9 protein-coding genes are annotated in these 14,142 nt (G+C 35.5%); 3 read left to right on the top strand and 6 right to left on the bottom strand.

Annotated elements, in window-relative coordinates:
- The first annotated feature begins 14 nt into the window (after positions 1 to 14).
- The gene (lepA, locus tag AASI_RS04760; RefSeq protein WP_012473061.1) at positions 15 to 1,802 is read left to right on the top strand and encodes a translation elongation factor 4; all 1,788 of its coding nucleotides are present in this window, start codon (positions 15 to 17) and stop codon (positions 1,800 to 1,802) included.
- Between the two features lie 53 nt (positions 1,803 to 1,855).
- The gene (locus AASI_RS04755) at positions 1,856 to 2,752 is read left to right on the top strand and encodes a bifunctional 5,10-methylenetetrahydrofolate dehydrogenase/5,10-methenyltetrahydrofolate cyclohydrolase (protein ID WP_012473060.1); all 897 of its coding nucleotides are present in this window, start codon (positions 1,856 to 1,858) and stop codon (positions 2,750 to 2,752) included.
- Between the two features lie 427 nt (positions 2,753 to 3,179).
- On the opposite strand, the gene AASI_RS04750 is transcribed toward AASI_RS04755, so the two are convergent.
- The 3 genes from AASI_RS04750 to atpD all read right to left on the bottom strand — a co-directional run bounded on the left by AASI_RS04750 (position 3,180) and on the right by atpD (position 9,401).
- Positions 3,180 to 6,650, bottom strand: a complete 3,471-nt coding sequence (locus AASI_RS04750) for a sodium:solute symporter family transporter (protein WP_012473059.1) — start codon at positions 6,648 to 6,650, stop codon at positions 3,180 to 3,182.
- A 123-nt stretch (positions 6,651 to 6,773) separates the two neighbouring features.
- Positions 6,774 to 7,184 (bottom strand): VOC family protein, encoded by a 411-nt coding sequence (locus tag AASI_RS04745; protein WP_012473058.1) that lies wholly within the window; start codon positions 7,182 to 7,184, stop codon positions 6,774 to 6,776.
- Positions 7,185 to 7,892: 708 nt separating this feature from the next.
- Entirely contained in the window at positions 7,893 to 9,401 is a 1,509-nt protein-coding gene (gene atpD / locus AASI_RS04740) for a F0F1 ATP synthase subunit beta (protein WP_012473057.1), read from the bottom strand.
- A gap of 371 nt (positions 9,402 to 9,772) precedes the next feature.
- Between atpD and AASI_RS04735 the strand changes: the two genes are divergently transcribed.
- Entirely contained in the window at positions 9,773 to 10,357 is a 585-nt protein-coding gene (locus AASI_RS04735; RefSeq protein ID WP_012473056.1) for an outer membrane beta-barrel protein, read from the top strand.
- Between the two features lie 431 nt (positions 10,358 to 10,788).
- Here AASI_RS04735 and AASI_RS04730 read toward each other — a convergent pair whose 3' ends face one another.
- From AASI_RS04730 to AASI_RS04720, 3 genes are read right to left on the bottom strand one after another with little or no spacing between them, the layout of a single operon-like run.
- Positions 10,789 to 12,387, bottom strand: a complete 1,599-nt coding sequence (locus tag AASI_RS04730; protein WP_012473055.1) for an F-box protein — start codon at positions 12,385 to 12,387, stop codon at positions 10,789 to 10,791.
- Between the two features lie 7 nt (positions 12,388 to 12,394).
- A complete protein-coding gene (locus tag AASI_RS04725) occupies positions 12,395 to 12,898 on the bottom strand; it encodes a leucine-rich repeat domain-containing protein (protein ID WP_012473054.1) in 504 nt (167 codons plus the stop codon).
- Complete coding sequence (locus tag AASI_RS04720; protein WP_012473053.1) at positions 12,885 to 14,069, bottom strand: hypothetical protein; 1,185 nt, start codon at positions 14,067 to 14,069, stop codon at positions 12,885 to 12,887. The genes AASI_RS04725 and AASI_RS04720 overlap by 14 nt, the downstream gene beginning before the upstream one ends.
- Positions 14,070 to 14,142 lie beyond the last annotated feature (73 nt).

The following is a 14,142-nucleotide window of genomic DNA, read 5'->3' as shown; positions in this document are numbered from 1 at the left end:
ATTTTAAGCCCCATATGAAAAACATTAGAAATTTTTGCATTATTGCGCACATAGACCATGGAAAGAGCACGCTAGCAGATCGTTTGCTTGAGGCCACGGGTACAATATCTGGAAAAGCCTCCCAAGACCAGCTATTAGACAATATGGATTTAGAGCGTGAGCGTGGTATTACAATTAAAAGCCATGCTATACAGATGCGCTATACTTTTAAGGGAACAGATTATGTGCTTAATCTTATTGATACACCTGGCCACGTGGACTTTTCCTATGAAGTTTCAAGGTCTATTGCTGCCTGTGAAGGAGCTCTTCTGGTTATAGATGCTTCACAAGGCATAGAAGCACAAACAATTTCTAATTTATATTTAGCGCTAGAACACGACCTAACCATTATTCCTGTACTCAACAAAATAGATCTTCCAGGTGCTATGCCTGAAGAAGTAAAAGATCAGATTGTTGATTTGTTAGGTTGCGACCGAGAAGATATTATTCCTGCAAGCGCCAAGCAAGGCATAGGTATAGAAGATATCTTACAAGCCATTATAGAACGTATTTCTCCTCCTACTGGCTTAGTTGATGCTCCTTTACAAGCCATGATCTTTGACTCTGTATATAATTCTTTTAAAGGAGTAGAAGTTTACTTTAGAATATTTAATGGTACTATTAAGCAGGGAGATCAGGTTAAATTTGTCAATACAGGCAAGTCGTACGAAGCAGATGAGATTGGCGTACTTCGTTTAGGCCAAATACCCCAGGAATCTTTAAGTGCTGGATATGTAGGCTATTTAATTTCTGGCATAAAAAATGCCCGTGAAGTAAAAGTTGGTGATACCATTACACATGTTAACAATCCTTGCAAAGAGGCTATCAAAGGCTTTGAAGATGTGAAACCCATGGTTTACGCAGGTATCTATCCAGTAGAATCTAATGAATATGAAGAATTACGTACTGCTATCGAAAAATTACAGCTCAACGATGCCTCCTTGGTATGGACTCATGAGAGCTCAGCTGCTTTGGGTATAGGATTTCGATGTGGATTTTTAGGTATGCTTCATATGGAAATTGTACAAGAGCGTTTGGAGCGAGAGTTTGATATGACTGTGATTACGACTGTACCTTCCGTACAATTTCATGTTATAGACAAACAAGGTGATTTACATGAAGTGAACGCACCTTCTGAATTACCTGATCCTAACCTTATTGATGAAATTCAAGAACCTTTTATTAGAGCACAGATTATTACAAAACCCGAATTTATTGGTAATATTATTAAGCTATGTGTAGACAAACGAGGTGCTCTTCAAAATCAAACTTATCTTACACCAGAACGAGTAGAGCTAACTTTTAAGCTACCTTTAGCAGAAGTTGTATTTGACTTTTTTGATAAGCTCAAAACCATTTCAAAAGGCTATGCTTCATTAGACTACGAACTGCTTGGATTTGAAGCTTCTAAACTAGTTAAATTAGATATTCTACTTAATGAAGAGAAAATAGATGCCCTTTCTGCCATTGTACACCGAGATAAAGCATATGAGTTAGGAAAAAAATTATGTGCTAAGCTAAAGGAACTTTTACCCAAACAAATGTTTGAAATTCCTATCCAAGCTGCTATTGGCACAAAAGTTATTGCGAGAGAAACTATTAAAGCTATGCGCAAAAATGTAATTGCAAAATGTTATGGAGGTGATATATCCCGAAAAAGGAAACTACTTGAAAAACAAAAGAAAGGGAAAAAGCGTATGCGTCAGATAGGGTCAGTAGAAGTACCACAAGAAGCTTTTCTAGCTGTATTAAAACTAGAGTAACCATATCCTAGTAATTTTATAGCTTAATAGAATGCATCAACTTATTATTATTCATGGCAGTTATCTTAGATGGAAAACAAGTAGCGCACTTCCTTAGGCAATCACTTGCAGAGCAAGTACAGACATTGGCAAAGGAAGGTAAGCCTATCCCACACTTGGCTATTGTTTTAGTTGGTGATGATCCTGCTAGCCATACCTATGTCTATAATAAAGTTAAAGCATGCCAAGAGGTTGGGTTCCAAACTACTTTCATTCAAGAAGCGTCGCATGTACAAGAATCTACATTACTATATCTTATTCATAAGCTAAATGAAGACACTTCTATTCATGGTATTATAATACAATTACCATTACCAAAGCATATTAATGCTATAAAAATTATACAAGCCATTACCCCATCAAAGGACGTAGATGGACTACATACCTTCAACTATGGACGGATGGCTTGCAACCTGCCTACCCACATACCCGCTACCCCATTAGGTATCCTCCTGCTATTGGAACACTATCAAATTGAGACGGCTGGCAAACATTGTGTTATTATAGGAAGAGGACCTACAGTAGGCGCACCATTGAGTATACTTATGAGTAGGAATGCTTATCCAGGTAATGCCACAGTAACCCTTTGCCATAGCTATACACAACAGCTAACTAACTTTACACGTCAGGCAGACATATTGGTTGTAGCTGTAGGAAAACCTGGACTTATTACCGCTGATATGATAAAACCAAGTACAACTGTGATCGATGTGGGTATTACGCGCATACCTGATACTACCAAGAAGCGTGGTTATAGACTAAAAGGAGATGTAGCATTTGAAGAAGTAGCAACACTTTGCAACGCTATCACTCCTGTGCCTGGTGGTGTAGGACCTATGACAATAGCCGCATTACTTACTAATACATTACGTGCAGCTACTAACCAAGTTTATAATACACCTACTTCTTAATCAAATTTCAACCTATGCTATTAAGCCTCCTATATTACAACCGTTAAATCTAAGGCTACTACCTATTTCTACAAAACCGTCCAAAGGAATATATTTTTCACCTATCCAATAAATGCTACGTTCAACTATATATATCAAGTAAGCTACTATTAACTCAACAACAAGCTATATACTTATGTTCATAGTTGGCTGCAACATAAATATTCTTACAGAAGATTTTCTAGTTTTAATCTCTATATGCTGCTTTCTAGTTTAGTAACCTTTGATTATTACAAAGGCATATGCTACCTCTACATATAATCTATCATAAGTATTATGAGCTTTGTATCCTACACTACGTCGTAAAGCAGCACAGCTACAGTATATAATAGCTCTTTATCTTCATACCAGACGACTCTTCTACCTAAGTCAAATAATATTCTAAATATTATTGTTTATTTAACACTTCTAAGCTGCGTTTTTTCAGCTCGTCCATAACTTGTTTAAGCCCTAAATATTGTGCTACAGGAACAAAGAACTGCAAAGTTTCTTCAGCAATTTGCTTTTGCTTAACAAGTGAAGAATGTCCTTCAATAGTACGCATATTATGTAATCTGTCTGCTAGTTTCACATATAATACACCTTTATCTTCTACGTCGAGCAACTTTTTAATGTTTTCATGAGCAGCTAGTTTTATCTTGTGAAGCGTATTAAAGTTGCTATATAGATGAGTTACACCATCTACAATCCTTTGTATACGGGTATTAAACATCAGCCCTACTTGAGGTAAAGAAAAAGCAGTATCCTCTACTAAATCATGTAGTAAGGCAGCAATAATTGTATCTGCATCTTGTGTATACTCTAACACTATACTGGCTACAGTTACAGGATGCAAGTAGAAAGGCTCGCCTGATTTACGTTTTACAGGCCCATGGTATTTTTTGATTATTTTAAGTGCCTTATCTACCAGCTTTAAGTCTGCTGTTGTTTTACTTTTTACAGCTTCTAAAAATGCTGCTTCTTGCTCAGCAGCCCCTGGATAATTCTCATCCGATATAGGTTGGAATTCATCTACATCCATTTGAGCAATATCCATTTCTTTAGGTCGTACTTCCCTTACCTGCCTAGGTATTACATACACTTGCGTAGTAACTACCCCCTGTGTTGACAAGGATAAGTAGCCATAATGTGCTTCTATAATACGCTGGTTTGTACCGAGCATTAGATTTTCCCTAACTTGAGAAATCCACAAGTTTGCCTGGTCTACATTACCTAAGTAAACTGGTTCTGCAGGAGTAACCTTATCAGTAGTAGTAACTGTAAAACATACTGCATGTATTCGCTTCATGTTTTCTCCTACTCCGTTGATGGGGTAGCTTAGCACCGTATCCTCTATACGTAATATAATCGGTTTTGAGCTAGCTTGCCGCATATCTTGTGCATATAGAATAGCATTAACTATTAGCTGCTTTATTTTAACTAAATCTGCTTCTAATTCTTCTGTTTTCGAATAATTCTGAAGATTTACTTGAGGTATCTTCTCTATTTCTTGGAACTGAAGAAGGCCTATAGCTTGTTGTATTATACTAGCTATAGGTGCAGTTTCTACCTCTAAACGTAGATAAGCACTTGTACGATGTGATAATATTTTTAGATATTGAGCAGCAGCAGCAAGTTGTTCTTGCCAAGTTATAAAAGCACTCTTAAAAGCCTCTGGTAGCAATTTAGTATCTATCGTTTTACTTTGTATTTCTAATTCCCTGCCCAGGGTTACTACCTTGTTGAGTTCTTCAACACCCTCCGTATTCAAAGCTTTTACAAATCGCTCCTCATATCTACGTGCTTTTAATAAACTTTGTGTCGTTTCATGATGTGTAGAACGAAGGTACGCATGTTTATCTGCAAGATCTTTGTTGGCTTGTTTGAACCTAAATAATGCTATTAATAGACTACTAAATAAGAGCAAGCCATAGCTGAACTGAAAAGAAATAGGTGTTGCTTGATTAGGCAAGACAACTCCGCCGAACACCCATTTAAATATCAAGGTAGCAGCTATTAACCCAGTTATAGCCAATGTGATTGCTAACGGCCAATACGTTAATAAGACGGTCATCACTAAATTTAACATAAAGATTAAGACCTGATTTGGCTGGAATCCACTTATAATCATAACCATACCACCTACAAAGAAAAGGGTATAGAAGATAACTAAAGGCCATAGCCAAGCTAGCAAGCGCTTATTTTTGAGTGGAGCTGGCCAGATAGGAAAAGCTAATAGTCCTGTGGTAATAACAAGAATGGAATATTGAATACTTCTATAGAAAGTTAGATACTGTTGCTCTATAACATGCGGTACGTTGTATAAAGATACATAAGTAGCTGTCAGTAGGTAAAAGGCCAACAGTGGATAGTAGTATTCTTTGTTAGGTAAATTCTTTTCAAGGTACACCAATGGTTTTATAGATTTTAGCTTATTCCACCGATCTTTCCAGGTAATTGGATAAGTATCAGGCATATTCATTAGTTCCATTTGTGTCGTCTGCTTAGTCCAACCTCCCTTTTCCCCAAGTATATAGTGGCTACCAAGTAAAAAGGCAAAATTAGCAAACATGCCTGGCAAAAAGCTATTGATATTTTTAAAGTAGACCAAAAGGAAAGCTGTCATAATAAATCCAGCACCTATGCCAATAAAAATCACTCGTTTGCTAGTACGAAAGCCGAAAATAGTAAGTAACATTGGTATGGTGAGAATGGGCAAATAAAAATTTGCAGAAAACAATAGGATTTGTAATATATTCTGAATAGATAAAGTCAGTAGTACAGCAAAAAATCCTATTATAAAAGTAGCAATAGCAGCTGCCCTTACAGATGCTTGTTTCGTAATTTTTAAGGGAGGAAGTATGTCATTAGCAACCAATACAGCACAAGAATTAAGAGCAGAATCTGCTGAAGACATAGCTAAAGCAATAATACCTACTCCTAAGAATCCTTTAAGGCCTGCATACGTATGCTGTTCTATTAAATAGCTAACTACCTGGCTAGTAGTGAGGTTTGGATTGTCGGTTAAAAGAAGGATAGCTATCCAAATTATAAATAGCTCTATTAAAAGCAAGAGACCTGTTGCATAAGCAATCGACCTTTTGACTTGTCTAATATCTCGTGCCATAGCCATTCGCTGAAATAACATAGGTGGTAAACTAGGAGTCATGGAATAACACATAAAAACTAGGGTACTCATAAACTGAGGGCTCCACCTTACTACCTGTTTAAAACTAAAATTAGGATTAGTGGTAAGGGTGTGTATCACTTGGTTAGTATCTGGGATATGGTGCCAAATAACCAAGGCTAAAACGGGCAATAATGTACCAAAAGTAATAAATTGTATTACATCTGTAAAACTAACTGATTTAATTCCACCGAAAGCCGAATAAATAGTAATAATGGCAGCTGCAATGATAATAACTTCAGGTCCGTGGTAATCAAATAATGCAGCTAAAATTTTAGAGATTACTTTAAACTGAATAGCTATATATCCTATATCCATAAGCACTGTACTTGTAGCAGCAATAACCTGAATACCTTTACCATAAATACTGCTCATGGCATCAGCCATAGAAACATGGTTTAAGAAGGTTCCCATACGTGGAGCTATAACGTATCCTGTAATCAATAATCCTAAACTACCACCTATTACAACAGCTATAATTAGATATAATCCCTGGCTATAAGTCTGTTCTAGATCACTAAAGAACATACTCCCAGAAGCCCAAGTAGCTACGATAGTAGCGGTAAGTGTAGCTGTAGAAAAATCTTTATTACCAATCGCATATTCTTTAAAAGACTGTTTTTTACCTCGGTATTTAAGTCCTATAACAAAGTTTAGAAGTAAGAAAATAATAAAAATGAGTATATCTATCATAGCTGATAATTATAAAAATTAGTTGTGTATTTTTAACCAAATAAAGTAGGATAGTTATTTACAGCAATTTTTAACTAAATCCAAGAAATAGAGAACAGTTCTAATAGAATTAGCTCCTTACAGTCATATTTTTGACATATATGTACGAAGCATAGCTTCTATTCTCCAGCCATTAGGATCAATGATAAAAGCAGCATAATATCCTGGATTAAAGTGAGGGCGTGGTCCAGGCGCACCATTATCCATACTTCCCAGCTCTAAGCATTTCTGGTGCCATTCATGTATGCTATTTACATTAGGAGCGGTAAAAGCAAGGTGAAAACCACGAGCTTTGCCTACCAATTCTTGCTCATTTGGCTTTCTGTCTTGAAAAATCCCAAAATGGCATTTCCCAGCTTGCCCATAACCAGCCATTTGACTTTCCTCATCTTCTATGATTTTTAAACGTTCAATGCCCAGAATATGCATAGTTTCATCATAAAACTTAAGGCTCTCTGAAAAATTATTTACTGCAAAAGTAATATGATCAATCATATTTATTAATTCTTAATATTCCTCCAAACTATGGAATTTTATGTAAGGAGAAAGTAATTGCTACTTTTTATATTGCATGTGTAATGTATAAGATATGCAAGCTGATGTAAGTTAGCAGTAGTTAACTTAGTAATATTCTATGCCTTTTTAACTGTATAAAAGAATAAAAATTTCTACATAACCATCTTTTAATGACGTGAGCAATATTCTTTAAATAGTATTTCTTAAAATCTTTCTTCCATCAAAAGAGCTATATGTGTATTTACAGGCTCAACTTTACCATATAGTTTATTAAAGCATGCCTTATTGAATTCATTGTCTAGACAGGTCTCATCAAACAAGATTCAGAAAATTTTATTTCTTGATTAGTTCGTTCGGAAGGTACAGGCATAAATGCTCTTTAATATGATTGATCCATATATCCTGCAACCCATAACCGGCCATTTTAAGAACAAGGATAATTAATACAACAAAAGTATTATTCCGATTTTTGAGATTGATAATAGAGATAAGAGAGGTATGCTATAAAAATAAAATAAAGCTATATAGATAGAGATTTATTTTCAGATAGCTTTTATGGCAGGGCAGGCTTAACTATTTAAGGAAGGATCACAAGCGTATAACTTTTATTAATACTTAGTTAGGAGAAATATAAAGCTAGGTAATCACTATCAATTTAAATATTACCCAGCTTATAGCGTATACAAATTAACTAGGAATAGCTTCTTTAAGCATTTTTTCTCCTTTTTCAATAGCTTGTTCGATGGTACCCACTAGGTTAAAGGCTGCTTCTGGTAAATGGTCTAGCTCTCCATTAATGATCATGTTAAATCCTTTAATAGTATCTTCAATGCTCACGCGCATACCTTTTAGCCCAGTAAATTGCTCAGCTACATGGAAAGGCTGCGAAAAGAACCTTTGTACCCTTCTAGCCCTATAAACTATTTTCACATCCTCTTCTGAAAGCTCATCCATACCCAAAATGGCTATAATATCTTGTAATTCTTTATAGCGCTGTAAAATATTTTTAACACGTTGTGCAGTATTATAGTGTATTTCGCCTAGTACTTCTGGATTTAAAATACGCGAAGAGGATTCTAATGGATCTACAGCCGGATAAATACCTAGTGATGCTATTTTACGAGAAAGTACCGTAGTGGCATCTAAGTGAGCAAAGGTTGTAGCTGGCGCTGGGTCAGTTAAGTCATCTGCTGGCACATAAACAGCTTGTACAGAAGTAATAGAACCATTCTTTACAGAGGTAATACGTTCTTGCATAGCACCCATCTCAGTAGCCAAAGTAGGCTGATAACCTACTGCAGAAGGCATACGACCTAATAGTGTGGATACTTCAGACCCTGCTTGTGTAAACCTAAATATATTATCAATAAAGAGAAGTACATCTTTGCCTTTCTCTTGTCCATTACCATCGCGGAAATATTCTGCAGCAGTAAGGCCAGTTAGGGCCACCCTTGCCCTCGCACCAGGTGACTCATTCATTTGTCCAAATACCAATGTTGCATGAGATTTGTTTAATGCCTCACGGTCTACTTTAGATAGATCCCATCCACCTGCCTCCATCGATTTTCTAAACTCTTCACCATAGTTGATAACACCTGATTCAATCATTTCTCTTAATAGATCATTACCTTCACGTGTCCTTTCCCCTACACCGGCAAAAACAGATAATCCTGCATATGACTTAGCAATATTATCAATCAACTCCATGATTAGAACGGTTTTTCCTACTCCAGCACCTCCAAACAATCCTATTTTTCCACCTTTTACATACGGAGCTAATAAATCAATAACCTTAATACCTGTATACAATACTTCAGTAGCAGTAGAGATATCTTTAAACTTAGGAGCTGGTCTATGAATAGGAAGTTTTTGTTGTGTTTTTGGCTGAGGAAGCCCATCGATTGCTTCACCTATTACATTAAACAGCCTGCCTCGAATAGCTTCACCAACAGGCATCTGGATAGCTGCACCTGTATCAACTACTTTCATGCCTCTTACTAGCCCTTCAGTTTCATGCATAGCAATGGTCCTAACAGCATATTGGCCTAAATGTTGCTGGCATTCTAAGACTATCTTTTGCCCATCTGCTTTAGTAACTTCAAGGGCATTTAGTATAGCAGGTAATTTACCACTATTCTCAAAGCTAACATCTATAATAGGTCCTATAATCTGGGTAATCGCTCCTATGTTTGACATGTGTAAAAAAGTATTTATTGATTGCAATACATATAATTGTGTAAAACTAATACATAAAACGATTCATAAAAAGGCTAAGCCCCATTAACCTAAGCTAATTTTAACGTGCACCTATATAAATAGATTTTGAATAATAGAAATAGCATTAGAAAGAGACAAAATATATGCACTTAGAATTAACTATATATAGCGTTTAATATTTTCCCATGCTTAGTTAATTAAATACTTAATAATCAAAACATTACAAGTACAAAACACTCAACTTACAATCTATTTATAAGAATAAAATTAGTGCAAAATACTAACAACTTATTTAACCATTTGTAATAGTTTTGTTTCAGACTACTTATATATCATATAACACAATAATTATGAGAAAAACAATAGGCTTAGTATTATTCTTGGTAGGTATTTCCAATATTACCCATGCTTATGTATTTAAAGTGGGCCCTCGGATAGGCATTAGCACTTACCATATTAGGTTAGATGAAGAAGGACTAGCCAAGTGCTATGATCCTCATATAGGCTTGGGTTACCAAGCTGGAATTGTTGGTAGGGTAGATTTTCCAGTTATATACATTCAGCCAGAACTGCTGTTTACATATTCTAAGGTCAAATATCAGAATCAATGTCCTAATGAAGAACATGTTTTACGGTATAAGAAAATAGAATTGCCTGTTCTATTCGGAATAAAAATCATGGGAATTGGAAGATTACAGGCAGGACCTGTATTTAGCCTATTGTTAAGTGCTAAAAGCGACACAGCAGATATTTACGCAGAATGTAAAAGTATTACCGCAGGCTACCAAGTAGGTATAGGAGTAGACTTCCAACGTTTTATAATAGATTTGAAATATGAAGGTAGCCTGAGTAAAGTTTGCAGTAAACTAGGGAATATAGCTGTTGACCATAGAAAAAGTTTATTTATGCTAAGTGTAGGCGTTAATTTACTTTAAGTACTCCTCTATAACTATAACCTATATAGTTTAATTTATAATTAATATAAACTTTGCAAGTTTAGTAATTACTGCATTAATACTTATATGATATGTTTACTATAATTATCTATAAGATATAGACAATAATTTATTTTCATCTTAAAAATGCATTTGCTTGATAAACAAAATACTAGGATTCTGTATAAATGGCATACAAAAGGTAAAACCATATTCCTAGGCGGTATTTATTGGGCTGCTTCTACCTTATGGACTATCTGTTGATACGCTAATTGAAACTTGGTCGCTTGTCCTCTCAGTATTATCTGGTTTGCCCTTTCTCTGTAGTAATGGATGGGTTAGAGAGGCCAGTACAGCTTTGTAAAAGCAAGCTTATATATACTCAGGTCGTTAAACGCAACTTTAAACTATCCTGTCGCTTCATAGTAATCCTAAAATATCCACTTGATATGTGGACACTGCTCACTTAAAATTTTTTTTCTGATCTTGTCTACCGCCATATTCTTCAATTTAATCGTGTTCACCTTGGTTTCTTGCAAGTTTTGAGTAAATTTTATTATACTTTCAACATCTGACAAGTGTACCACATCACTAGAACTTAAATTAATCTCTTCCACATTGGTATATTTCAATTGTTTAGTTAATTTTATCACTCCTAGCATTCCTATGTTATTCAACTCTAGATTAATTTTACGAACTTGAGTTCCTCTTAAACCCTTACCCAATTTCCATGCTCCTACAGGACCGATCTTATTATCACTTAAATCAAACTTTTGCACATTAGATGCTCTCAAACTTCTAGTCCATTTGCCTACTCCTCGATCTCCTAGTTTATTATTATTATATAAACTCGACTCTTGTAGCTTATTATTACGTTTCAAATTTTTAAACTGAGTTGCTGCAACTCCATTTCGTACAAACCATAATCTAAGTGAACGAATATTACTCTTTTGCAAAACCTTACTAAAGCCTGCTAATTCTGTAGCGCCCTCGTTGTCACGAAATAAAACAACTTTATGCAACTGAGTTTCTTTCAAATGAGCCCAATAGATCTTCGGTAACCATTTTACTTCCCTCATCAACTGATAAAAAACAAAACTGGGCATGTCGGCAAGTTTATCTTTTAACTTATCGAAATCTATAGCATGCTTGAGTGACCAGGTAGGTATATTAATAAGACGGCTGGGCTTATTTTCTGCACCAACTGCTCCTACTTTGTCATAGCCTGTGGTAAGGGTATAAAAATGATAATTTACTTGTCTGGCTAGCATCATTTCATGGAATGATAAGTAAGATAGGATAACTTCTAGGAGCTCAGAAGGAAGATTGAATATGCCTACCTTTACAATATGATCATTGTTTACACTTCTTCTCTTTTTTTTAACTCGCTTATTAATTGTTTCTAGACTGTCTGGTATTATAGGCTTTTTTTTACTCTGGCTTTTTATCTTAGGGCTATTCTTTCCGTTTTCCTTAGTTTCTTTATTGGTCTTATCTGAATCTTCTAGTTTTCGGTGTTTCTTAAACGTTTTACGCTCTTCCACTTTTTCTCTTTTCCGTTTCAGGTTCTGACTCCTATTTCCTTCTGCTCCTTTCTTTATCTCCATTGCCTGGCTCGGATCTCCTGTCTTTTCCCTTTTTACCTTTGGAGTCTGGCTTTGATTTTTTTCCTTTTTTCTTTTTCTCTTTTTTTCCTTCTCTTTCTCCTGACCTCTATCTACTACTCCTTTGAGGCTTCCTTTACCTACATATCCATAACCTGATTGCTGGCGTTTAGAGAAATTCCCCTCTGAGAGTTCTTCTCTTCCTATTGCTTGCAACTGGCTTCCCTTTTGGTATAAAGGCTCTCTATGATTTAGTTTCTTACTATTACTAATTGAAACTTGATTAGTAACCCTCTCAATATTATCTGTTTGCCCTTTCTCTGTAGCAATGGATGGGTTAGAGAGGCCAGTACAGCTTTGTAAAAGCAAGCTTATAACTATACTGCAGGCCATTAATTGTCTTCTTAAATTATCCTGTCGCTTCATAGTAATCCTAAAATATCCACTTGATATGTGGGCACTGTTTTTTTAATAGTTCCTGGGTTAACACTCCTATTGGCTTATCTTGTCTTAAATCTATTTCTTCTAGATGCGTACCTTCTATATTTTCTGCAATTTCCACTGCTCCTTCATCGGTTATCCCTCTATTAAAGCTCAGATTGAGCTTCTTCATTTTAGTACCTCGGCAGTATTCCACAATTGTAACAGCTCCTTTATTTGTTATTTTATTGTACCCTAAAGAGAGTTCCTCTAAATTAGTTCCTCTTATGTTCTTCGCAGCTCCTATCGCTCCCTCATCTGTTATTTTATTATTTCCTAAAGAAATTCTTTCCACGGATGTACTCTCTAAGTTTTCTACAGCTCCTATTACTCCTTTATCTCCTATTTTGTTGTCTCCTAAATTAATCTCTTCTACCTCCTTACCTCGTACGTTTTTAGTAGCAATTATTGCCCCTTCATCGCCTATTTCATTATTCCATAAATTAATTATACGCATTGTCCTTGGGGAAATGTTCAGTAACTCCTTTTGCGCCTACTGCCCCCAACTTATTCTTACTTAAATTAACTTCACGTATATGCCTATTTTCTGCTAATGTTTTACCAAACGCTTCTGCTCCTATATCTCCTACTTGATTCCACCCTAAATAAACGGTATGCACCCTACTTCTTTGTAAGCACTTACCTAACATTTCTACCTCTATAGGCCCTATTTTATTCCTCCATAAATAAACTGCCTGTATCTTTGTGTCTGCTAAATAAGGCCAATAGGCTTGAGGCAAATTGTCTACTTTCCTCATTAACTGATAAAAAACAAAACTAGGCATAGTTGTAAGTTTACTACTTAAATCATTGAAATCGATAGTGTGCTTTAGTGACCAAGCAGCTATATTAATAGTATGATTTGGCTTATTTTCTAATCCAATTATGCCCACTCTATTATAGCCAGTGATAAGTGCATAAAAGCGACGATTCAGCTCTCTCGCTAACATTGCCTCTGTAAATATTAAATAAGATACTACTTCTGCTAATAACTCTGCAGGCAGATCTAGTATATATAACGCCGGAATTCTATCTCCGCTTACAGTTTTCCTCTTTTTTTTAACTCGCTTTTTAGTTGCTCCTGGGCTATCTGGTATTAAAGGCCTTTGTTCTCTTTGAATTTTTATCTTATGTCTATTCTTTTCCTTACTTTGCTTATTAGACTTGCCCGGAACTTCTACTCCTGGATATTTTTTATCTCTGTGGCTCTCTTTCTTGTTTTCTTGATTTTTTTCTCTCTTCCGCCTTGTAGTCTGATTCCTATTTTCTCCTTTCTCTCTTTTCTTCTTCACTTTCTCTTGATCATTAGCTGCTGCTCTTTTATATCTTCCCTTATCTACATATACATACCCTGATAGCTGCTTTTTAAGTAAATTCTCCTCTAGAAGATTTTCTTTACCTATTGCTTGTAACTGATCTCCTTTCCGAAAGGAGGATACACTATGGCTTAATTTCTTACTTCTTACTTTGCTGATTGAAACTTGATTACTTGCTTTCTCAATGTTATCTGTTTGTCCTTTCTCTATAGCAATGGATAGATTAGTGAGGCCAGTACAGCTTTGTAAAAGCAAGCTTATAACTATACTGCAGGTGGTTAATTGTCTTCTTAAACTACAAAAATACCTCATAATAAACCATACTAGTTAGTTAAAAATAACGTTGACTTATAATTAGCCCATAACTAGCATTTATGCAAGCATT

Source organism: Candidatus Amoebophilus asiaticus 5a2 (genome assembly GCF_000020565.1).
Lineage (GTDB): Bacteria > Bacteroidota > Bacteroidia > Cytophagales > Amoebophilaceae > Amoebophilus > Amoebophilus asiaticus.
Note: the sequence above shows the minus strand (reverse complement) of the source record. Positions and strands in the feature narration are given on the sequence as shown.